Here is a 21,741-nt window from a genome sequence, read left to right as displayed (position 1 = left end):
CGGTGCGGGCTGGCCGACGGTGGGTCAGACAGCCATTCCGTACACGATGGTGAAGAGAGTGCCCAGGGAGCCGATGATGAAGACCCCGGTCAGGCCCGCCACGATCAGGCCCTTGCCCTGTTCCGCGCTGAACGTGTCGCGCAGCGCCGTCGCTCCGATGCGCTGCTTCGCCGCGCCCCAGATCGCGATGCCGAGGCAGAGCAGGATGGCGATCGCCATCACCACCTCGATCATGATGCGTGCCTCGTTGCCCAGCGTGCCGAACGGTCCCCAGTTGGGGGCGATTCCGCCGATGATGGTGGTGATGTCGCCCTTCTCTGCTGCCAGGATCATGTAAGTCACCGCCCCTGTTGGGTAGTTAGCTTCACGCGCCGGTGTGGCACGGGTTGCCTTCTATCTTCGCTGATGAAACCGCGCTCGCACGACGCCTTCCCGGTCTCTTTACCCGGATCTCGCACGTTCGACCGACACGGCCGCCCTGACCTGCGGCTCATGCCGATATCCACACGCATATGCCTGGTTACTCTGTGTATCACGCGGTGTGACCGCGAGCAACGACAGTGGCCATGGGTTCTCGAACGGTTGCAGCGTTCGTGGGGCACGACGTGTTCGTATGCGCCGTTCGAGAGCTGCCGGTGCGCCGGTGAGCCCGGCCGATGCGCCGTCAGGAGGGTGCGGGGCAGAGGAGGGAGACGACCTGCGTCCACCGTCCGGGTGAATCCCCGTCCCAGCCTGTTACGGCGAGATGCCCCGTGATCACGGGGCGCCTGTCCCCACCCCCGCCTCCCGGCCACGCTGGTGGACGGCATGTCGGCCTCGTCCCGTTTGGCACAGTGCCGCTCCACGATCGAGGAACGGGGTGAGCGGTATGGGTGGAGTGTCCGTGCTGGAGCAGCCGGGCGGTGACCGGCCGTGGTGGTGGGGCGAACCGCGTGGTGACGCGGAGAGTGGCAAGGGTGGCGGTGACCTGAAGCACAGCGACGGGCCGTGGTTGCGGGCCGCCAGGGGAGCCGAGGGCCTGGTCGCGCACCTCGGTCCGGTGACGGCGGAGTTGGGGCGCGCGCACCAGGGCTTGGCGGCTGGGACCGGTGCGCTGTCGGCGCTTGCCGAGCTGGGCACCGTACGGGGTTCGTGGGAGCGGCGGATCGAGGCCGCCCGCGACGAGTGCCGGAGCCTCACCGGGAGCCTGCGGGCGGTGGCCGCCATCCAGTCCGAGGTGAACGAAGCCGTCAAGGGCTCCTTCGGCCGGGTGCGGGTGGCGGGCGCGGGTGAGGGGCGGTGAGCGGGCTGATCGGGACCGGTGTGCGGAGCGGTCCCGGTGCGCTGGGCGGGTTGAGCGGTCCGGGTGTGCCGACCGGGGTGAGCGGTGCAGGAGCGCTGGGGGCGACGATGACGTGGGCGAAGTTACGCGAGGTGAAGTGCGCGGAGCTGGAGGAGGCGGCCGACGGCTGGGGCCGGGTCAGCAACCGCGCCGACGCCGCACGGGACCGTATCGACACCCAGCTCGTCAACGACCTGCGCCGGACGCAGAGGGGCGAGGCGGCGCGGGCCGCGGTCAGGCGGTTACGCCGGCTGTCGATGAACTTCCAGTACATCTATACGGAGTGCGGGCTGCTGCGGACAGCGCTGAACAGCCTGGCCCATGAGTTGAAGGCCCAGCAACGTGTCCTTCAGGGGGCGCTCGACGATGCGGCGGCTCTGAAGTTCACGGTGCACGCGGACGGTTCGGTGACGTACCCGGCGGGGGGCGAGGGGCTGGTCGACGGGAAGCCGTTGGCGGGCGGCCGGACGGCCGGGGTCCCCAATCCGGGCCTGACCAGCCCCACCGGACTCACCGCCCCCAACCCGAACGCCGCCCAGGCCCAGGACATCGCGGACCGGGTGGCCCGGGCGGTGCGGGAGGCGGCGGACATCGACTGGCGGTACGCGAGGATCCTACGTGCGCTGAAGGCGGAGGGCGGCTTGGGCGTCCCGGCTGCGACCTGGACGGATGCGGCGGGCGATGCGGCCGCGGTGCGGCAGGCGGCGAGTGGGTACCTCAAGCAGGGGATCCCGGTCGACGCGTCTCCGGCTGAGCGGAAGGCGTGGTGGGCGGGGCTGACGGACGAGCAGCGCGAGGAGTACCTCGCGGTGTACCCGGATCAGATCGGCAACCTGGACGGGATCCCGGCCCTGGTCCGGGATGCGGCGAACCGGGACAACCTCCAGCTGCTGATGGGGAAGCTGACGGGCCGGAACGACGAGGACGCGGTGACGAAGCTGGCGGCGCTGCGCGAGATCGACCGGCAGCTGTCAGCGGTGCCGGGGCCGGGGGAGCCGCCGATGTATCTGCTCGGTATCGGGGATCAGGGGAATGGGCGGGCCATTGTTTCGTTTGGGAATCCGGATACGTCGAGGAATGTGGCAGCTTATGTGCCGGGGCTTAATACGTCGTTGGATGAGGGGTTCGCCAGGGGTGATCTAGGGCGGGCGCGCGATCTGGCTATTGCCTCGAATCGCCATGGAGAATCCACCGCCGCTATCACTTGGCTCGGATACGACGCACCGCAGTCGCCGGACGGGTTGGGGACCCTCGCTGTCGCAGGCGGTGCCAGGGCTGAGGAGGGTGGGCGTTCCTTCGGCAGGTTCATGGGCGGACTCGCGGTGACCAGCGAGCATACGGATCCGCACATGACAGCCATCGGTCACTCCTACGGTTCAAGAACCGTGGGCGCGGCGACGCAACAGGAGGGCGGAATTCCCAGTGTCGACGACATCGTGTTCGTCGGAAGCCCGGGAGTAGGTGTCGACAGCGCCGACGATCTGGGGGTGGGCAGGGGTCATGTTTTCGTCGGAGCTGCCTCCAACGACATCGTGACCAAACTCCCCGCGAGGGAACAGTTCGCCGTCGGGGCTGCTGAAATGCTGGTCGGTGGGCCCGTCGCCGCGCACATCTTCGGTGACCTGGCCGATCCCGGAGACGACGACGTCTGGTTCGGTAGGGATCCGGCCAGCGAGTCGTTCGGGGCGAGGAGATTCGAGGTGGGGGATGGGCCACCCCTGATCGGACCGGCTGGGATTTCGGTCGATGCGCATTCTGGATACTTCGATCCGGCGGTTGATATGACGTCGGTCGAGAACATGGCATTGATCGCGGCCGGGAATTCGCACAAGATCAAGACGGAAGATCCGCGGTGAGACTTCGAATGCGAGCGACGTGCGCGGCCCTTCTTGTGGGGGCCTTACTGGTGGGCTGTTCCGAGATGAGGGGTGAGAGATTGAATATGCAAGATGCTGCGGAACGAGCGGACGGAATCCTCGATGACGTCCTCGCGGAGATCGAACCGCAGGTGCGCTGGGTGCACGGACCGACGACAACGGGGAACTGCACGGTGACCCGGAGGCGGACAGTCATGACTGTCGTTTCCGCCCAGCGGAGGGGAAGTCTTCTAGGGGTGGTGGACCGGTTCTGGCGGAAGAGCGGTTACCGCATGACGGCGATCAACAACGACGTGGACGTTCCGGCGATCTACGCGCGCACTGAGGACGGATTCCAAGTGGGGCTGATTGTCGCCGACAGGGGGCAGGTGCACCTAGACGTGATCAGCCCATGTGTCAGCTATTCCGAGGTGGCCCACTCCACCCGTCAGGCCACCGCATCGCTAGACCCAGCGGCAGAGTCCATCCCGCGCCCCAACATCCACTCCGATTTCTGGTCGGCAGAAACCCCCGAGGTCGGTGTGACCTCGTCGGCGCGGGACTAGGGCGACGCCCCCGCGTGCTCCGGGTGCGCCGGTGGTGTGCCGCGGATGACTCGTACACACCGTCGAAAACATCCCTGAACCGTGCCCCGATGGGGGATGGTTGAGGGGTGCGGAAATTCTGGGTCTTCGGTGGCATCGGCGTGGGCGCGGTCGCGTGCTTCATGGCGCTGCTCCTCGTCGGTACGTACTCGGCCGCCGCCGGTCTCGCGGGGGCGGGCGGGGGTGGTGCCGTCGCGCTCGCCAAGGGGGCGGTGCCGGCGCGGTTCCAGTCGCTGGTGCAGAAGTGGGGCAACCTCTGTCCCGCCATCAACCCGGCTCTGCTCGCCGCGCAGTTGTACCAGGAGAGTGGCTGGAACCCGCAGGCGCAGAGCCACGCCGCCGCGCAGGGCATCGCCCAGTTCATCCCGGGCACCTGGGCCACGCACGGGATCGACGGCAACAACGACGGCCGCCGGGACGTGTGGGACCCGGCCGATGCGATCCCCTCGGCCGCTTCGTACGATTGCGAGCTCGCCGGGTACGTGAAGAAGGTGCCGGGGGATCCGACGAGCAACATGCTCGCCTCCTACAACGCCGGCGCCTACGCGGTGATCAAGTACGGCGGTGTGCCGCCCTACAAGGAGACGCAGAACTACGTAAAGATCATCCGGTCGCTGGAGAAGAGCTTCGCCCGGCCCGTCGGCCGTGTGGCGCCCTCCCGGCAGGCGGCCGGGGCCATCTACTTCGCGCAGAAGAAGCTCGGTACGCCGTATCTGTGGGGCGGGAACGGAACGCCGGAGCAGCAGGGGCGGTTCGACTGTTCCGGGCTGACCCAGGCCGCGTACCGGACCGTCGGGATCGAGTTGCCGCGTGTCGCCAACGACCAGTACAACGCCGGGCCGCATCCCTCACGGGACGAGCTGCTCCCGGGGGATCTCGTCTTCTTCTCCGACGACCTCACCAATTCGCGGGCGATCCGGCACGTCGGGCTGTACGTCGGAGGCGGCTACATGATCAACGCTCCCTTCACCGGAGCGGTCATCCGCTTCGACAAGATCGATACGCCGGACTACTTCGGGGCGACGCGGGTCACCAAGGACGGCGCCGCTGCCTTGCCGACGGACCTTCCGACGGGATGACGGGTTCGTCGGCGGGACGACGGGACCCGTCGCCGAGGTGACCGTTCACTCCTCGGTCCCTTCCCGGCGCGGGTCGGCTGCGGCGAAACTGACGGGGGGTCGGCCGTGGCCGGAACTCTCCGTGAAGCCTGGGCCCTGAGCTGCAACGACCAGTCACTCTTCGATAACGTCATGGTGATCATTCGGTGGAGAGTGGAACGCGGACGGGTGCCAGGCCGTTCCCTGGACAGGGACAGCATGCGCACTGACCATGCGTGCGCAGGAACGGGACCACACCGATCACGGGGGTTCGACCACGGTGGCGCGCATGGACGCGCGTCGCCACAGATGAAGCAGACAAGGCAAGGGGCCGCAGCAGATGGCTGGACTCGAACTCGAAGGGTCGAACCCGGACGTCAGTCTGCTCTACGACATCAACGGGCTGGCGAAGGCCGCTCCGACCTGGCTCGACCGGGTCATGGAGTTCGTCGGTGAGTACGGGACCATGTTCGGCCTCGTCCTGGTGGGCCTCTGGTGCTGGTGGAGCATGCGCAAGCGCGGGAGCGCCGAGGATTCGGTGACCGCGGTCGCCGCGCTCGTCTGGGCGCCGCTCGCCGCCGCGCTCGCGGTCGTGGTCAACATCCCGATCCGTGGCTTCGTCGAACGGCCGCGCCCGTTCAACGACCACGAGGGCCTCGAAGTCCTGATCCACGGCAAGACGGACTTCTCGTTCGTCAGCGACCATGCCACCCTTGCGATGGCCCTCGCCGTCGGCATCTTCGTGGCCAACCGGAAGTTCGGCTTCGTCGCGCTCGGCCTCGCGCTCTTCGCGGGCGTCAGCCGGGTCTACATGGGCGTCCACTACCCGACCGACGTGATCGGCGGATTCGCCCTCGGCACGGCCGTCGCCCTGCTGCTGGCGCCCCTAGCCATGGCGCTGCTGACCCCGCTGATGGCGGCGGTCTCCCGTTCCGACCGGGTCGGCCGGCTTGTCCGGTCGAAGAAGGCGGATTCCGCGTACGCCGACGAGCGCGGGGACGCGCTGGGAATCCCAGAGCCGCGGCCGGGCGCCGGGCGCGGCAACCCGGGGGAGAAGGATCTCGCCGCCTGAAACCGGCCGCACGTTCCGTAGCGCCTATCTGTAACGCGTATCTGTCGCACCGATGTGTCACATCGATCCCCCGGGGTGCTTGAGCAAGCACCCCGGGGATCGTGCTTTTTCAGCCATGGCCCTCAACATGTGGGGTCAGGGCGGGGGCACGGCGAGGTGGTCGGCGGCGTCCGTGCGTGCCCGGTCCCGCGATCTGCGCGCCGGGCCCGTCCAGCCGCAGACGCAGCGGGCCAGGCAGAACGAGCCGCGCTCGATCGTCGTGGCGCTGTGTGCCGCCGCCGGTCCCGGGGCGGGGCACGACGGCGGGTGCGGGGCTGCGGTGCGGGCTGGGGCGGAGGGTTCCTCGGGCACCTGACCACGGTACTGGGGACGGTCCCCGAGCGGGGACCGGGCGCCGGACGACCCCCGGCCGCACGGCGGACGCGCCGGGGCGGCGTGACGGGGGGCGCCGGTGGTCGTTATGTGTGACGGGTGAGGGCTCGGTCGAGCGGCATTCGTTGGGGGTTGGCAGGCGATGGTGGTGCAGCAGTACAGGGACGGAGGCGGGGCCCGCGCTGTCCGCGTCCTCGCCGTGGCCGGGGTGATCGCGGTCGCCGCCGGATGCGTCGGCGGGGACGGGGGAAGCGGCAGGAGCGACGGCTCCGGGCAGCACGCCGTGGCCGCGGAGCGCCCGCTCGACGTGCTCGGCCGGGCCGCCGGCGTACTCGCCGAGGTGGGCGGCGCACGAGCCCGTACGTCGATGGAGACGGCGGCCGGCGGGACGCGGGTGACGATCCGGGGGCAGGGCACCTACGACTTCCGCAAGCAGGTGGGACGGCTGAAGGTGGTGCTGCCCACGGACGCGGCGGGCGCGGACGACCACCGGCCGATCACCGAGCTGCTGGCGCCTGGCGCGCTCTACATGAAGAACCGGGGCGCCGGGGTCCCCGACGACAAGTGGGTCAGGATCGACACGACCGCCCTCAAGGACGGCAACCTCGTCACCGGCGGGGTCACCGACCCGATGGCGGCCGCCGAACTGCTGCGTGGGGCCGGTGATGTGACGTACGTGGGGAAGTCGGAGGTGGGCGGGGTGACGGTGCATCACTACCGGGGCGTCGCCGACCTGAACCGGGCGGCGCGGGCCGCGTCGCCCCGGTCGCGCGGGGCGCTGGGCGCGGCGGCGAAAGGGTTCAGCAAGGACGCCATCCCGTTCGACGCGTACCTCGACGAGGAGGGACGGCTGCGGAAGGTCCGCCACCGCTTCAGCTTCGCCTCCGCGGGCCAGGAGGCGGCGGAGGTCACAGTGGTCTCGACGCTGCTGCTGTACGGGTTCGGGGTGCCGGTCACGGTGGCGCTGCCGGACGAGGGCGACATCTACACGGGGGAGATCCGGCAGGGCTGAGCGGCCGCCCGACGACGCGTCCCCCTAGGGGAGGAGCGGGGCGAGGAGGGGCCGGTTGGGAGGGGGACTAAATGGTCCGTCCGTGCCATGCGCGGCACGTATCGCGCTCCCTACGCTAGGAAGCCGGTGCGCCGAAGAAACGGCGATGCGCCGGAGCAGGGGCAAGGCGCCAAAGGGCCGGCGAAGGGTCGGCGACGGAAGGGAGAGGTGACGCAGGTGGTGACGCTCAGCGCTCCGAACGCTCAGGACTGTGTGGCCCTCGCGGAGATCGAGCTGTGCGGCGAGCTGATGATCGCGGCCTCGACGGCGCGTGAGGAGCGCCTCAGTCCCGACCGTATCGACGAAGTGCTCAACGTCGGGGATGAGCTGCTTGGCGCCGGAAGCGGCGGCGGCGGCGGAAGCGCTGGGGGCGCTGGGAGCGGCGGAAGCGGCGACGAAAGTGGCGGAGGCGACGTGGACGGCGTGCTCGCCGCCAAGGGCGCCGAGGCGTGGACCACCGTCCCCCGGCAGGCCGCCCACCAGGGCTGACGCCCCCGGCGGAGTGCCGACACCCGGTCCCGTACCGCACCGAACGCCCGGGCCCGGCCCTGTACGGCGCTGATGCTGAGCCCCTGAGCCCGGTCCCGTACCGCACCGAACGCCCGGGCCCGGCCCTGTACGGCGCTGATGCTGAGCCCCTGAGCCCGGTCCCGTACCGCACCGAACGCCCGAGCCAACCCCCGTACCTCCTGGCCCCCTGGCCTCAGGTCCTCAGCAGCCGGGCGATCGCCTTCGTGGCCTCCTCGACCTTCGCGTCGATCTCCTCGCCGCCCTTGACCGCCGCGTCCGCGACGCAGTGGCGCAGGTGCTCCTCCAGCAGCTGGAGGGCGAAGGACTGCAGGGCCTTGGTGGAGGCCGAGACCTGGGTGAGTATGTCGATGCAGTAGACGTCCTCGTCGACCATGCGCTGGAGGCCACGGATCTGGCCCTCGATGCGGCGCAGCCGCTTGAGGTGCTCGTCCTTCTGGTGGTGGTAGCCGTGGATGCCGCGGTCGTGGTCGGTCACGATCTCCTCGGCGTCGACGGGAGCCGCGGGGGCCGCCTCCGGTTCCGCTCCCGCGCCCGTGGTCTCGGTGGTGGTCATCTGCGTCCTCCCGTTGTCCTCGTGCGTGCGTGCGTTGTTCTCGTGCAACATGTCACAGCCTGCTACGGCGTGGCTCCGGTCCGGCTTCGGTCCGGCTTCGGTCCGGCTTCGGTCCGGCTCCGGTCCGGCTCCGGTCCGGCTCCGGTCCGGCTCCGGCCTCATGGGGTGACCTGGGCACACCTCTCGATATACCCCCGCCGGGTATATCGTAACGAATCCGGCGGAAACGTGACCGGGGGCCCGTGCTGATCACCGTTCCCGATGGGCGACACTGAAGAACGCCGGTTAGCCGTGGCCGGATGATGCGCCTAGCATCAGCCTGACCGAACCCAAAGCATCCCGAGGACCCCACGTGCGCTTTCGTCTGACCCCCAGGGAGACGAGCTTCTACGACATGTTCTCCGCCTCTGCGGACAACATTGTCACGGGCTCGAAACTCCTGATGGAACTGCTCGGGGCGGATTCTGCCTCCCGAGTCGAGATCGCGGAGCGTATGCGGGCAGCGGAGCACGCGGGGGACGATGCCACCCACGCGATCTTCCACCAGCTGAACTCCTCCTTCATCACGCCGTTCGACCGCGAGGACATCTACAAGCTGGCGTCCTCGCTCGACGACATCATGGACTTCATGGAGGAGGCCGTCGACCTGGTCGTCCTCTACCAGGTCCAGGAGCTCCCCAAGGGCGTCGAGCAGCAGATCGAGGTGCTGGCCCGGGCGGCGGAACTGACCGCCGAGGCCATGCCGGGGCTGCGGACCATGGACAACCTCACCGAGTACTGGATCGAGGTCAACCGCCTTGAGAACCAGGCCGACCAGATCCACCGCAAGCTGCTGGCCCAGCTCTTCAACGGCAAGTACGACGCCATGGAGGTGCTGAAGCTCAAGCAGATCGTGGACGTGCTGGAAGAGGCGGCTGACGCCTTCGAGCACGTCGCCAACACCGTGGAGACCATCGCGGTCAAGGAGTCCTGAACCTCGTGGACACCTTTGCGCTGATCGTGACCATCGGTGTCGCGCTCGGCTTCACGTATACGAACGGCTTCCACGACTCCGCGAACGCCATCGCCACCTCGGTCTCCACCCGGGCGCTGACCCCGCGTGCGGCTCTGGCGATGGCCGCGGTGATGAACCTCGCCGGCGCCTTCCTGGGCCAGGGGGTCGCCAAGACCGTCAGCGAAGGCCTGATCGCCACGCCCGTGGGGCAGAAGGGGATGGGCATCCTGTTCGCGGCGCTGGTCGGCGCGATCATCTGGAACCTCATCACCTGGTACTACGGTCTCCCCTCCTCGTCCTCGCACGCGCTGTTCGGCGGCATGGTCGGGGCGGCACTGGCCGGTGGTACGGATGTGATCTGGTCCGGGGTGCTGGAGAAGGTCGTCATCCCGATGTTCATCTCCCCGTTCGTCGGCCTGATCGCCGGCTATCTGGTGATGGTCGGCATCATGTGGATGTTCCGGAAGTCCAACCCGCACAAGGCCAAGCGCGGTTTCCGGATCGCGCAGACGGTCTCGGCGGCGGGCATGGCGCTCGGGCACGGCCTCCAGGACGCGCAGAAGACGATGGGCATCGTGGTGATGGCCCTGGTCATCGCCGACGTCGAGGGCCCCAACGACGAGATCCCCGTCTGGGTCAAGATCGCCTGTGCGGTGATGCTCTCGCTCGGTACGTACGCGGGCGGCTGGCGCATCATGCGGACCCTCGGCCGGAAGATCATCGAGCTGGACCCGCCGCAGGGCTTCGCCGCCGAGACGACCGGCGCGTCGATCATGTTCGGTTCGGCGTTCCTCTTCCACGCCCCGATCTCCACGACGCACGTCATCACCTCCGCGATCATGGGCGTCGGCGCCACGAAGCGGGTGAACGCCGTGCGCTGGGGCGTCGCCAAGAACATCATCCTCGGCTGGTTCATCACCATGCCGGCCGCCGCGCTGGTCGCGGCGCTGAGTTACGGCGCGGTGCTGCTGCTCTTCGGCTGAGCCGATGTCGTAAGGCGACAAGCCCTGAGCACATCAATGGGTCCGCCCCCGTTCTCCGTACCAGGGAGAGCGGGGGCGGACCCTTTCGCCTTGTGGTGGCACCGCCATGCAGCACCGCAAGGCCGTATCGGGGCAGGAGGCGTACGGCTCAGCCGAAGCGGCCCGAGATGTAGTCCTCCGTGGCCTGGACCGACGGGTTGGAGAAGATCCGCTCGGTCTCGTCTATCTCGATGAGCCGGCCGGGCTTGCCGACCGCGGCGAGGTTGAAGAACGCGGTGCGGTCCGAGACGCGGGCCGCCTGCTGCATGTTGTGCGTCACGATGACGATCGTGAAGCGCTCCTTCAGCTCGCCGATCAGGTCCTCGATGGCAAGGGTCGAGATCGGGTCGAGCGCCGAGCACGGCTCGTCCATCAGCAGGACCTGCGGCTCGACCGCGATGGCACGGGCGATGCACAGGCGCTGCTGCTGGCCGCCGGAGAGACCGGAGCCGGGCTTGTTGAGCCGGTCCTTGACCTCGTTCCAGAGGTTCGCGCCGCGCAGGGACTTCTCCACGACGTCGTTCAGTTCGCTCTTGCGGTAGCTGCCGTTGAGCCGCAGGCCCGCCGCCACGTTGTCGAAGATCGACATGGTGGGGAAGGGGTTGGGCCGCTGGAAGACCATGCCGACCGTGCGGCGCACGGTGACCGGGTCGACGTTGGAGGCGTACAGGTTCTCGTCGTCCAGCAGCACCTTGCCCTCGACGCGGCCGCCGGGGGTGACCTCGTGCATCCGGTTCAGGGTGCGCAGGAAGGTGGACTTGCCGCAGCCGGACGGGCCGATGAAGGCGGTCACGGAGCGGGGCTCCACGGTCATCGAGATGTCCTCGATGGCCTTGTGGCTGCCGTAGTAGGCGGTGAGGCCGCTGATGTCGATGCGCTTGGCCATGGTGATTCACTGCTTCTTTCGGGAGGTCGCTGATGGCCGCGTCAGCGACCGGTCTTCGGGGCCTTCCAGCGGGCGATTCCGCGGGCCATGAGGTTGAGGATCATGACGAAGGCGATCAGTACCAGGGCCGCCGCCCAGGCGCGGTCGTACGAGGCGGCCTCACCGATCTTGTACTGCTCGTAGATGTAGAACGGCAGCGAGGACTGGGCGCCTTCGAAGGGGTTCGAGTTGATCAGCTGGCTGCCGAAGACCAGCAGGATGATCGGGGCGGTCTCGCCGGCGATACGGGCGATGGCCAGCATGACGCCCGTGGTGATGCCGCCGATCGCGGTCGGCAGGACCACCTTCAGGATAGTGCGCCACTTCGGGATGCCCAGGGCGAGCGAGGCCTCGCGGAGTTCGTTGGGGACGAGCTTGAGCATCTCCTCGGTGGAGCGCACCACGACCGGGATCATCAGGATCGTCAGGGCGAGCGCGCCCATCAGGCCGGACGGCTGGATCTCGAAGATCAGCATGATCGACAGGATGAAGAGACCGGCCACGATGGACGGGATGCCCGTCATCACGTCGACGAAGAACGTGACCGCCTTGGCGAGCGAGCCCTTGCCGTACTCGACCAGGTAGACGGCGGTCAGCAGGCCGAGCGGGGCGGAGATCACCGTGGCGATGCCGACCTGCTCCAGGGTGCCGATCAGTGCGTGGTAGACGCCGCCGCTGGCCTCCGAGCCGAGTACCCCGGCCATGGAGTGGGTGAGGAAGTACCCGTCCAGGCGCTCGGCGCCGCGGGTGATCGTCGTCCACAGCAGGGAGGCCAGCGGGATGACGGCGATCAGGAAGCAGACCCAGACGATGCTGGTGGCCAGGCGGTCCTTGGCCTGGCGCTTGTTCTCCACGACGGTGGTGGCGACGTAGGAGATGGTCAGGAAGAACAGCGCGGCGAGCATGCCCCACTGCACCTTGCTGTGCCAGCCGGCCGCGGTGCTGATACCGACGGCGAGCGCGATCGCCACGGCGGCGAAGCCGACGGGGGCCAGGCGCGGCAGCGAGCGGCTGCTCAGGCCGGACTTCGGCGCGCCGGGGCCGCCGGGCGGCGTCGGGCGTTCCTGTACGGCGGTGGATGCGTGGCTCATGCGTTGGCCCCCGAGTACTCCTTGCGGCGGGCGATGATGAGCCGGGCCGCGCCGTTGACCAGCAGGGTGAGGACGAAGAGGACGAGGCCCGAGGCGATCAGGGCGTCACGCCCGAACTCGTCGGCCTCGCCGAACTTGGCCGCGATGTTCTGCGCGAACGTCCCGCCGCCCGGATTGAGCACGTGCAGCGAGATGATGAAGCTCGGGGAGAGGACCGTGGCGACGGCCATCGTCTCGCCGAGCGCGCGGCCGAGGCCGAGCATCGAGGCGGAGATGATGCCGGAGCGGCCGAACGGCAGCACCGAGAGGCGGATGACCTCCCAGCGGGTGGCGCCGAGCGCCAGGGCCGCCTCCTCGTTCATCTTCGGGACCTGGAGGAAGACCTCGCGGCTGACGCTGGTCACGATCGGCAGGATCATGATCGCCAACAGCACGCCGACGGTGAACAGCGAGCGGGCGACGCCGACCTCGGTCTTCTCGAAGATGTACGTCCAGCCGAAGAACTGGTCGAGCCAGAGGTTCAGGCCCTCCAGGTACGGGACCAGGACGAGGGCGCCCCAGATGCCGTAGACGATGCTGGGGACGGCGGCGAGCAGGTCGACGACGTACGCGATGGGGGCGGCCAGCCTGCGCGGCGCGTAGTGCGAGATGAACAGGGCGATGCCGACAGCGACCGGAACCGCGATGACCATCGCGATGATCGAGCTGACGACGGTGCCGAAGAGCAGGACGGCGATGCCGAAGACCGGGGGGTCACCGGCCGGATTCCAGTCGAAGGTGGTGAGGAAGTTGCCCTCGTCCTTCGAGATGGCGATGGCGGCCCGGTAGCTGAGGAACGCGGCGATCGACGCCATGAGCACGAGCAGCAGGATGCCCGAACCGCGCGAGAGGCCCACGAAGACCTTGTCGCCCGCACGCCTGGTGGACCGGGGGCGCGCCGTGCGGTCCGGGGGTGCCGGCGGGGCCGGTGGTGTGTCTATCGGTGTGGTGGAAGCCATGGTCTTTCCGGTCTGTGTGGGGGAGCTGTGCGCTCCCCTGGCGGCGGTGCACCGGATGGTCGGGGCGGCGGGCCGGTCCGGAGGGGTGCGCCGGGCCGGCCTGCCGGTGCCGCGCGGAGTCGCTCCGCGCGGCGGGTGGTTACGAGAGGCCCTTGACGGTTTCGCGGACCTTCGTGTTGATCTCGGCCGGGATCGGGGCGTAGCCCGCCTCGGTCAGGATCTTCTGGCCGTCGTCGGAGGCGGCGTAGGAGAGGAAGGACTTGACGGTGTCGAGCGTCTCGGGCTTGTTGCCGGTGTCGCAGACGACCTCGTACGTGACCAGGACCAGCGGGTAGGCGCCCTCGGCCTTGGTGGTGTAGTCGAGGTCGAGGGCCAGGTCCTTGCCGGTGCCCTTGACCTTGGCGGCGGCGATCGCCTTGGAGGCGTTCTCCGAAGTGGCCTCGGCCGGGGCCGAGCCGCCGGTGTTGATGGAGACCGTGGAGATGCTCTGGGACTTGGCGTAGGAGAGCTCGAAGTAGCCGATCGCGCCGTCGACCTGCTTCACCTGGGCGGCGATGCCGGAGGAGCCGGAGGCGGCCTGGCCACCGGGGGCCGGCCACTTCTTCTCGGCCTCGTACTTCCAGTCCTTCGGGGCGGTGGCGCCGAGGTACTTGCCGAGGTTCTGCGTGGTGCCGGAGTCCTCGGAGCGGTGGAAGGCCTGGATGGCCTTGTCCGGCAGCTCGACGCCCTCGTTGAGCTTGGCGATCGCCGGGTCGTTCCACTTCTTGATCTTCGTGTCGAAGATCTTGGCGAGGGTCGGGCCGTCCAGGGTGAGCTTGTCGACGCCCTCCAGGTTGTAGCCGACGGCGATCGGGCCGCCGACCATCGGGAGGTTGATGCCCTGGCCGGTCTTGCACGCCTTCTTCGACTCGGCGACCTCTTCCGGCTTCAGCGCCGAGTCGGAGCCGGCGAAGCCCACGGTGCCCTGGTTGAAGGCGACGATGCCCTCACCGGAGGAGGAGGAGTTGTAGTTGATCTCCACCCCGGAACAGGCGGCCATGTAGTTCTTGACCCAGAGGTCCATGGCGTTCTTCTGCGCGCTGGACCCGGAGGCACGGAGCTGGCCCTTGGCCTTGCCGCAGTCGATGTCCGACGCCGCCGCGGTCTTCTCCCCGGTGCCGCCGGTGCTCCCGCTGCCGGTGTTGTCGTCCGAACCGCACGCCGTGAGGACCAGGGCGCCGGAGACGGCGAGGGCACCGAGCGCGGTGGCACGAAGCCGGTTCTTGCGCTGAAGCTTCACTTTCGGGTGTTCCTTCCAGGAGCCGCCGTGATCTGTTCGTTCTACGACGGCGTGCGATGAGGAGCGGTGTTGCGGCTTGGCGCCGCGCACCGTGTACGTCCGAAATTAGGCAGAACAGGTGAAGCCGCCTACGGGGGAGAGTGAACGGCAGGTGAACCGTGTCGGGCAGGCGGGTGTGGGTGCCCTGGGCCGGTGATCGCCGGGGCAGGTTCGGCTCAGGTCCGGGGCAGGTCCGGCTCAGGTCCGGTGCAGGTCCGGCGCAGGTCCGGCGCAGGTCCTCTGGAGCCCGGCTGAGGTCAGCGGGAAGCCCGGCTCGGGTTCGCGGGAGCCCTGCTCAGGTTCGCGGGAGGACGGACAGCAGGGCGGTGAGCTGTTCGCGGTCGCGCCGGCGACCACCTTGGGGCGGCCGTCGACGAGATACCGGGCGGTCGGCAGCCGGACGCCCGGGGCGCAGTGGTGGCCGGTCTCCTCCAGGACCTCCCGTACGGCGGCGGCCAGCGGTTCCTCGTCGCGCTTCAGCTTGCCCTTCGGGAAGGACCAGTCGTCCCAGCGCGGCCGGTGTACCAGGCACACCTCCACCCCGCCGCCGCCCGGGGCGCGGCGCCACAGGACGCACCCCGCGGCGCGGATCGCGGTGTCCCGCGCCCGGTGCCCGCCGTGGCCATGGCCCGAGGCGCCGCCCCCGGGGTGCTCGCCGGCCCCGCCCATGGCGTCGCCCCCGGGGTGCTCGCCGTGGCCGTGTCCCATGGCGCCGCCCTCGCGGTGCTCGTCGGCCCCGCTCACGGGGCCGTCAGGGCCGCCGCGTACGGCCAGGTCTCCCGGAACACCGCCCGCGCCGCCTCCACCTCGTGGCGCTGGTCCGCATGGAGCACCCCCAGGGCGTACGCGGTGGCCGGGGCGATCCGGGGGGTGCGGGCCGCCGCTGCCGCCGCCGCTGCCGCCTCGGCCGCGTCCCGGTGCAGGTCCAGGGCGTGCCCGGCGCCGGTGAGGACGGGGTCGGCGGCGCCGAGGACGACCTCGTGGGCGTACCGGTGGAGCCGCAGCAGCAGGCGGGCCTGGTGCCACAGCGCGTCGTGCGCCTCGTTGTACGGCTCCGCCGCCGCGTCGGGCGGGAGGGCCGCCACCGCCCCGATCAGCCGCTGCTCGGCGCGTTCGGCGGGCTCCAGGAGCGGCTCGGTGCCCCGGCCGATGGTGCCGGGGGCCAGCGGGACATCGGAGGCGAGCAGCGCCACGGCGTCGGCGACCGCGTGGAAGCGGGAGGAGCCGAGGGCCTGGAGCGCGGCGGAGTGGGCCCGGGTCCGGGCGAGGGTGAGCCGGCGTTCCAGCAGCGCCCCGGCCCGCGCCGCCCCGACGCCGAGCGCGGCCCGGCCCTGGGGGTCGGAGGAGTCGGGGGCGTTCGCGGCGGGTACCGTTCCGCGGGCCCCGGGGAGGCTGGTCCCCGAGAGCTGGTGCAGGGCGTCGACGAGGCGGGTGAGCCGGCCGGCGTACGCGTGTTCCCGGGCGAGGGTGCCGGAGAGCCAGGCCAGTTCCGTACGGAGGTGGTCGGCCCAGACCGGGTCGAGGGCGCCGCGGAAGGTGTGGAGCGAGCCGCTGATGCGCCGGGCCGAGCGGCACAGTGCGCGGGCCGCGGCCTCGGCGCCCTGGCCGCCCGTCTCCGAGGGGGCGCTGTGTTCCCGGTGCAGGCGCAGGCTGCGCAGGAAGTCGGCGGCCCGGCCTCGGAGGTAGGGCGCGAGGACGGCTTCGGCGGTCATGGGGTCGGCGGGACCGACCGGGGTGGCCGCGCGCTCGGCGGGACCGACCGGGGTGGCCGCGCGCTCGGCGGGACCGACCGGGGTGGCCGCGCGCTCGGCGGGACCGACCGGGGTGGCCGCGCGCCCGGCGGGACCGACCGGGGTGGCCGCGCGCCCGGCGGGACGGCTGCCACGGTCGTCGGGGGGGCCGTCCTCCGGGTCCCCGTCGACCGCGGTGGGCCGGGTCGTCGTCTGGTGGTCAGGGCGTCGCACGCCTGCGCCTCCGGGCATCGATGAGCATCTCCTGGACGTGCCGCAGCGGCTGCCCCTCCGCGTCCGTGGCGTGCCGGGTCCAGTTGCCGTCGGGGCCCAGGTGCCAGGAAGAGGTGGTGTCGGCCATACCGGTCTCCAGGAGTCGGCTGAGTGCGGCGCGGTGGGCGGGGTCGGTGACCCGGACGAGGGCTTCGATCCGGCGGTCGAGGTTGCGGTGCATCATGTCGGCGCTGCCGAACCACACTTCGGGCTCGCCGCCGTTGCCGAAGGAGAAGACCCGGGAGTGTTCGAGGAAGCGGCCGAGTATGGAGCGGACCCGGATGTTCTCGGAGAGCCCGGCGACCCCGGGGCGGATCGCGCAGATCCCGCGCACCCAGATGTCGACGGGCACGCCCGCCTGGGCCGCCCGGTAGCAGGCGTCGATGATCGCTTCGTCGACCATCGAGTTGACCTTGATCCGTACGTAGGCGGGGCGCCCGGCGCGGTGGTGGGCGATCTCCTTGTTGATCCGGGCGATCAGCCCGTCGCGCAGTGACTTCGGGGCGACCAGGAGGCGGCGGTAGGTCTCGCGGCGGGAGTAGCCGGAGAGCCGGTTGAAGAGGTCGGAGAGGTCCGCGCCGACCTGCGGGTCCGCCGTGAGCAGGCCGAGGTCCTCGTACAGCCTGGCGGTCTTGGGGTGGTAGTTGCCGGTACCGACGTGCGAGTAGCGGCGGAGCGTGTCGCCCTCCTGGCGGACGACGAGCGAGAGCTTGCAGTGGGTCTTCAGCCCGACGAGTCCGTACACGACATGGCAGCCGGCCTCCTCCAGCTTGCGGGCCCACTTGATGTTGGCCTGCTCGTCGAAGCGGGCCTTGATCTCGACGAGGACGAGGACCTGCTTGCCGGACTCGGCCGCGTCGATGAGGGCGTCCACTATCGGGGAGTCGCCGGAGGTGCGGTACAGCGTCTGCTTGATCGCCAGCACGTCCGGGTCGCCCGCCGCCTGCTCCAGGAATGCCTGGACGGAGGTGGAGAACGAGTCGTACGGGTGGTGGAGCAGGACGTCCCGTTCGCGCAGCGCGGCGAATATGTCGGGTGCGGAGGCGGACTCCACCTCGGCCAGGTCCCGGTGGGTGCCCGCGATGAACTTGGGGAACTTCAGCTCCGGCCGGTCCAGCGAGGCGATGGTGAAGAGGCCGGTCAGGTCCAGGGGGCCGGGCAGCGGGTAGACCTCCGCGTCGGACACCTTCAGCTCGCGGACCAGCAGATCCAGGACGTACGGGTCGATGGACTCCTCGACCTCCAGGCGAACCGGCGGGCCGAAGCGGCGGCGCATGAGCTCCTTCTCCAGCGCCTGGAGGAGGTTCTCCGTGTCGTCCTCCTCGACCTCCAGGTCCTCGTTCCTGGTGACCCGGAACATGTGGTGCGCCAGCACCTCCATCCCCGGGAACAGCTCCTCCAGGTGGGCCGCGATGACGTCCTCGATGGGCACGTACCGCTGCGGGGACGCCTCCAGGAAGCGGGTCAGCAGCGGCGGGACCTTGACCCGGGCGAAGTGGCGGTGGCCGCTGACCGGGTTGCGGACGACGACGGCGAGGTTGAGGGAGAGCCCGGAGATGTACGGGAAGGGGTGCGCGGGGTCGACGGCCAGCGGGGTCAGCACGGGGAAGACGCGCTGCCGGAAGAAGGTGAACAGGCGGGCCTGCTCCTTCTCGGTCAGATCCGGCCACCGCAGGAGCTGGATGCCCTCGTCGGAGAGCGCCGGGCAGATGTCCTGCTGGAAGCAGGCGGCGTGCCGGGCCATGAGCTCGCGCGAGCGGGTCCAGATCAGGTCCAGCACCTCGCGGGGCTGGAGGCCGGATGCGGAGCGGGTGGCGACCCCGGTGGCGATGCGGCGCTTGAGGCCGGCCACCCGGACCATGAAGAACTCGTCCAGGTTCGAGGCGAAGATGGCGAGGAAGTTGGCCCGCTCCAGGATCGGCGTAGCCGGGTCCTCGGCCAGCTCCAGCACGCGCTCGTTGAAGGCGAGCCAGGAGCGCTCGCGGTCCAGGAAACGGCCCTGGGGCAGCTCGTCGCCGTCCCGGTCGGGCTCGTACGCGTCCGCGTCGGCGTCGAGGTCGGGATCCAGGTCGGCGGCGGTGGAGAAGCCGACGTTGCCGGCGGAGGGGTGCGCTACGGCGTGCGGCCGGTGCGCGGCGAGAGAGCCGACGGACGGCTGGGCGGGCTGGACCGGGACCTCGGAGCTGGGCTGCTGGCTCATGGACCTATTGTTCCGCGTGGGGGCCCCGGTCGGCGCGTCGGAGGCGGGAAAGATCGCGGAAGGCCCGGGAAACCCGGGGTCTCGGCCGGGGGAGCCGGTCGGGGCGTTACCCCGGCCGCTCCCGTCGCGGCGGGGGGCTGGCAGAGCTGGCTGCATCCCGTGAGGGTCGCAAGGGCGTCTGAATGGCCGGTAACGGCGACATGACGTACAGGAAGCGGTGTGCCTGCGGGTCGGTCGCGCGGTCACTGTATGTGACCATCGCCCGCCCCGGGGCCCGCTGGGGACGTCATGGGATCGCCGCCCGGGCCCTCCCCTCGTAGGGCCCGGACGGCGAAGTCGGCGGCTTGCGGCTCAGCCGTGCAGGCGGCGCAGGACCCGGAAGGCGGCGAACACGGCGAGCGCGGCGAGGGCGAGCAGGATGCCGGTCTCGACGAGCTGGAGGGGCCAGTAGTGCGAGGTGGGGTGGTACTCGCCGAAGTGGCTGACGCCTCCCCGGCTGCGCATGCAGGCCTCGGCGTTGTCCCTCAGGCCGGCGTCGTAGCAGTCCTGCCAGTACAGCTTCCGGCCCGAGTCGGTGAGCATGCCCGACTCGATCAGCCAGTCGCCGCTGCTGTACGTCACGGGGGCGCCGCCCGTCCGGAGAGACGTCGGCCACAGCACGTACCTCCGCATGCCCAGGCCGATGGCGACCGTCCCGAGCACGAGGGCGCTCAGTGTCATGGACAGCAGCGTGCGGCGGACGAGGAGCGCACACAGCGCGCCGACCGCCACGGCCAGCAGCCCGTAACCGAGGATGGCGGGCCCGGTGCCCGGGAACGCACCGTTGTCGTACCAGTGGGGTCCGAACGAGTAGGGAAATCCCCGGAGCGCCCGCAGCCCCCAGCGGTAGACGACGATCAGGACCGCCAGGCCGGTCACCACCAGGGCCGCGGGCACGGCCAGCCGGGCGGCGAGCCAGCGCGCGGGAGAGACCGACTGGGCCCACGCCAGCCGGAAGGTACCGCTCTCCAGCTCGCGGGCGACCAGCGGTCCCGCCACGAAGAGGCCGACGAGCGCCGCCAGGACGAGCAGCGCGGTGCCGCCGTCCGCGAGGAAGACCTCGGCGGACGTACGGGCGTAGCTGGCCTGGTAGATGCCGTCGCCGCACGGGGTGATGTCGCCGTCGGGACACAGCGCCTTCTCGAACGCCATCCAGAGCCGGAGCGCCACGACGAAGGCGATACCGAGGATCAGGAGGCCGGCCGCCGCCCAGAGAGCCTTGCGGTGCAGGCGCAGCAGTACGCGTACGGGCCCGCGCAGGGAGGAGCGGCCCGCCGCGGGGGCGGTGCGGTCCAGTGTCGGGGTGCTCACGCCGGCACCACCGCCCCACGCGTCCCGGCCGACGCGCTCGGGGTGAGCAGCGGCGGGGCGTCCGGGGAGCGGAGGTGGGCGAGCAGGAGTTCCTCCAGCGAGGGCTCGGTGACGGCCCAGAGGGACTCGTCCACAGGGCCCTCCTTCCGTACGAGGGCGGTGAGCTGACGTCCCGTCGTACGGGCTTCGACGACGGTGTGCGGGGCCAGTTCGTGGCCGGTCTGCCCGGTGACCAGGGCGTGGGCGGAGACGATGTCCTCGACCTCGCCGCCGAGCCGGACCCGGCCGCCGTCGACGAACAGCAGGAAGTCGCAGGCGCCCTCCAGCTCGGTGAGGATGTGCGAGGACATCACGATGGTGGTGCCGTGCTCGGCGGTCTCCGCCATCAGCACGCCCATCAACTCGTGCCGGGCGAGGGGGTCGAGGTCGCCCATCGGCTCGTCCAGCAGCATCAGTTCGGGCCGCTTGCCGAGCGCGAGGGCCAGTGCGAGCCGGGTCCGCTGACCGCCGGAGAGCGTACGGACACGGGCGGCACGCGGCAGCTTCCCGGCGATCCGGTCGGCGACGGCGGGGTCCCAGCGCCCGGGGTTGAGCTCGCCGCCGGCCCACAGCGTGTCGGCCACGGTGAGCTGCGGGTGGAGCGGCTTGTCCTGGGGCACGTAGGCGATGCGCTCGCGTACGGCGGAGGGGTCGGCGGAACCGAGGACGCCGAGGGACCCGGCGCTCGGCCGGGCCAGACCCGCCGCCAGGTTCAACAGGGTGGACTTTCCCGCCCCGTTGGGGCCGACGAGGGCGCAGACGCGCCCGGCGGGCAGGCGGAAGGAGCACCCGTCCAGGGCCGTGCGCGCGCCCCCTCTTCGCCCGTAGGTCATGGTGAGGCCGCGGGCCTCGATCACAGCACCTGTCATCAGTCCTGGTCCCCCTTGTACGTGCTGTCCAGTACGGCCATGAAGAGTGCGCTGACGTCGTCCTTCTCCAGCCCGGCCGACCGTGCCCGGCGGGCCCAGTCGGCGAGCTCGGTGCGCAGCGGCGAGTCGGAGGCGGAGGCTTCGGCCGCGCCTCCGAGTGTCCGGCGGACGAAGGTGCCGAGGCCGCGCCGGGCCTCGACGAGGCCCTCGCGCTCCAGCTCCCGGTACGCCTTGAGGACGGTGTTCGGGTTGATGGCGGTGGCCTCGACGACCTCGCGGGCGGTGGGCAGCCGGTCCCCCGGCTCCAGTACGCCCAGGCGCAGGGCCTGCTTCGTCTGCTGGACGATCTGGAGGTAGGTGGCGACGCCGCTGCGCCGGTCGATACGGAACTCGACCGCTGCGGATCCTGCCATGGTCACCACCCTTTCACTAATTGAGTAGTGAAAGGGTGGGCCAAAGAAGGGGCGGCGTCAA

22 protein-coding genes are annotated in these 21,741 nt (G+C 70.4%); 9 read left to right on the top strand and 13 right to left on the bottom strand.

What is annotated here, in order from left to right; translation table 11 throughout:
- Positions 1-24: 24 nt before the first annotated feature.
- Positions 25-333 carry a hypothetical protein gene (locus ACIQAK_RS26360; protein ID WP_015610155.1) on the bottom strand — a complete coding sequence of 103 codons (309 nt, stop codon included), beginning with the start codon at positions 331-333 and terminating at the stop codon, positions 25-27.
- A 535-nt stretch (positions 334-868) separates the two neighbouring features.
- Here ACIQAK_RS26360 and ACIQAK_RS26355 point away from each other — a divergent pair.
- The 5 genes from ACIQAK_RS26355 to ACIQAK_RS26335 all read left to right on the top strand — a co-directional run bounded on the left by ACIQAK_RS26355 (position 869) and on the right by ACIQAK_RS26335 (position 5,951).
- Complete coding sequence (locus tag ACIQAK_RS26355; protein WP_366391464.1) at positions 869-1,282, top strand: hypothetical protein; 414 nt, start codon at positions 869-871, stop codon at positions 1,280-1,282.
- Positions 1,283-1,389: 107 nt separating this feature from the next.
- On the top strand, positions 1,390-3,177 hold the full coding sequence (locus tag ACIQAK_RS26350; protein WP_366391601.1) for an alpha/beta hydrolase: 1,788 nt from the start codon (positions 1,390-1,392) through the stop codon (positions 3,175-3,177).
- A gap of 293 nt (positions 3,178-3,470) precedes the next feature.
- Positions 3,471-3,743: a hypothetical protein gene (locus ACIQAK_RS26345; protein WP_366391465.1), complete on the top strand. Its 273-nt coding sequence runs from the start codon at positions 3,471-3,473 to the stop codon at positions 3,741-3,743.
- A 161-nt stretch (positions 3,744-3,904) separates the two neighbouring features.
- Positions 3,905-4,861 (top strand): NlpC/P60 family protein, encoded by a 957-nt coding sequence (locus tag ACIQAK_RS26340; RefSeq protein WP_401849114.1) that lies wholly within the window; start codon positions 3,905-3,907, stop codon positions 4,859-4,861.
- A gap of 358 nt (positions 4,862-5,219) precedes the next feature.
- Positions 5,220-5,951, top strand: a complete 732-nt coding sequence (locus ACIQAK_RS26335) for a phosphatase PAP2 family protein (protein WP_366391467.1) — start codon at positions 5,220-5,222, stop codon at positions 5,949-5,951.
- A 135-nt stretch (positions 5,952-6,086) separates the two neighbouring features.
- Here ACIQAK_RS26335 and ACIQAK_RS26330 read toward each other — a convergent pair whose 3' ends face one another.
- Positions 6,087-6,302, bottom strand: a complete 216-nt coding sequence (locus tag ACIQAK_RS26330; RefSeq protein ID WP_366391468.1) for a hypothetical protein — start codon at positions 6,300-6,302, stop codon at positions 6,087-6,089.
- A 163-nt stretch (positions 6,303-6,465) separates the two neighbouring features.
- Here ACIQAK_RS26330 and ACIQAK_RS26325 point away from each other — a divergent pair, with 163 nt between their 5' ends.
- Complete coding sequence (locus ACIQAK_RS26325; protein ID WP_366391469.1) at positions 6,466-7,335, top strand: hypothetical protein; 870 nt, start codon at positions 6,466-6,468, stop codon at positions 7,333-7,335.
- A gap of 216 nt (positions 7,336-7,551) precedes the next feature.
- Positions 7,552-7,863: a hypothetical protein gene (locus ACIQAK_RS26320; protein ID WP_401849116.1), complete on the top strand. Its 312-nt coding sequence runs from the start codon at positions 7,552-7,554 to the stop codon at positions 7,861-7,863.
- 214 nt (positions 7,864-8,077) lie between these two features.
- On the opposite strand, the gene ACIQAK_RS26315 is transcribed toward ACIQAK_RS26320, so the two are convergent.
- Complete coding sequence (locus ACIQAK_RS26315; RefSeq protein WP_366391470.1) at positions 8,078-8,458, bottom strand: metal-sensitive transcriptional regulator; 381 nt, start codon at positions 8,456-8,458, stop codon at positions 8,078-8,080.
- Between the two features lie 352 nt (positions 8,459-8,810).
- Here ACIQAK_RS26315 and ACIQAK_RS26310 point away from each other — a divergent pair, with 352 nt between their 5' ends.
- Together ACIQAK_RS26310 and ACIQAK_RS26305 are read left to right on the top strand one after the other, a co-directional pair.
- Positions 8,811-9,431, top strand: a complete 621-nt coding sequence (locus tag ACIQAK_RS26310; RefSeq protein WP_007449359.1) for a DUF47 domain-containing protein — start codon at positions 8,811-8,813, stop codon at positions 9,429-9,431.
- Positions 9,432-9,436: 5 nt separating this feature from the next.
- Positions 9,437-10,435 (top strand): inorganic phosphate transporter, encoded by a 999-nt coding sequence (locus ACIQAK_RS26305; RefSeq protein ID WP_366391471.1) that lies wholly within the window; start codon positions 9,437-9,439, stop codon positions 10,433-10,435.
- A gap of 148 nt (positions 10,436-10,583) precedes the next feature.
- Here the strand turns inward: ACIQAK_RS26305 and pstB are convergent, their stop codons facing one another.
- The 10 genes from pstB to ACIQAK_RS26255 form a co-directional block, all read right to left on the bottom strand.
- Positions 10,584-11,360 carry a phosphate ABC transporter ATP-binding protein PstB gene (gene pstB, locus ACIQAK_RS26300; protein WP_006125735.1) on the bottom strand — a complete coding sequence of 259 codons (777 nt, stop codon included), beginning with the start codon at positions 11,358-11,360 and terminating at the stop codon, positions 10,584-10,586.
- 41 nt (positions 11,361-11,401) lie between these two features.
- Entirely contained in the window at positions 11,402-12,490 is a 1,089-nt protein-coding gene (gene pstA, locus ACIQAK_RS26295) for a phosphate ABC transporter permease PstA (RefSeq protein ID WP_366391472.1), read from the bottom strand.
- Complete coding sequence (gene pstC, locus ACIQAK_RS26290; protein WP_366391473.1) at positions 12,487-13,488, bottom strand: phosphate ABC transporter permease subunit PstC; 1,002 nt, start codon at positions 13,486-13,488, stop codon at positions 12,487-12,489. The genes pstA and pstC overlap by 4 nt, the downstream gene beginning before the upstream one ends.
- A gap of 139 nt (positions 13,489-13,627) precedes the next feature.
- The gene (gene pstS, locus ACIQAK_RS26285; RefSeq protein ID WP_366391474.1) at positions 13,628-14,767 is read right to left on the bottom strand and encodes a phosphate ABC transporter substrate-binding protein PstS; all 1,140 of its coding nucleotides are present in this window, start codon (positions 14,765-14,767) and stop codon (positions 13,628-13,630) included.
- Between the two features lie 237 nt (positions 14,768-15,004).
- Positions 15,005-15,475, bottom strand: coding sequence for an NUDIX hydrolase (locus ACIQAK_RS26280; RefSeq protein WP_401849111.1), 471 nt, complete (start codon positions 15,473-15,475; stop codon positions 15,005-15,007).
- Between the two features lie 71 nt (positions 15,476-15,546).
- A complete protein-coding gene (locus ACIQAK_RS26275) occupies positions 15,547-16,770 on the bottom strand; it encodes a CHAD domain-containing protein (protein WP_401849096.1) in 1,224 nt (407 codons plus the stop codon).
- A complete protein-coding gene (locus ACIQAK_RS26270; RefSeq protein ID WP_366391477.1) occupies positions 16,757-19,009 on the bottom strand; it encodes an RNA degradosome polyphosphate kinase in 2,253 nt (750 codons plus the stop codon). The genes ACIQAK_RS26275 and ACIQAK_RS26270 overlap by 14 nt, the downstream gene beginning before the upstream one ends.
- Before the next feature lie 351 nt (positions 19,010-19,360).
- The gene (locus ACIQAK_RS26265; RefSeq protein WP_366391478.1) at positions 19,361-20,359 is read right to left on the bottom strand and encodes an ABC transporter permease; all 999 of its coding nucleotides are present in this window, start codon (positions 20,357-20,359) and stop codon (positions 19,361-19,363) included.
- Entirely contained in the window at positions 20,356-21,267 is a 912-nt protein-coding gene (locus ACIQAK_RS26260; protein ID WP_366391479.1) for an ABC transporter ATP-binding protein, read from the bottom strand. The genes ACIQAK_RS26265 and ACIQAK_RS26260 overlap by 4 nt, the downstream gene beginning before the upstream one ends.
- Positions 21,267-21,680 carry a GntR family transcriptional regulator gene (locus tag ACIQAK_RS26255; protein ID WP_366391480.1) on the bottom strand — a complete coding sequence of 138 codons (414 nt, stop codon included), beginning with the start codon at positions 21,678-21,680 and terminating at the stop codon, positions 21,267-21,269. Before ACIQAK_RS26255 ends, ACIQAK_RS26260 begins: the two co-directional genes overlap by 1 nt.
- Between the last annotated feature and the right edge of the window lie 61 nt (positions 21,681-21,741).

This window comes from Streptomyces sp. NPDC088706 (genome assembly GCF_044752765.1).
In the GTDB taxonomy this organism is placed as follows: domain Bacteria; phylum Actinomycetota; class Actinomycetes; order Streptomycetales; family Streptomycetaceae; genus Streptomyces.
This window is presented reverse-complemented; position numbering and strand designations above follow the sequence as displayed.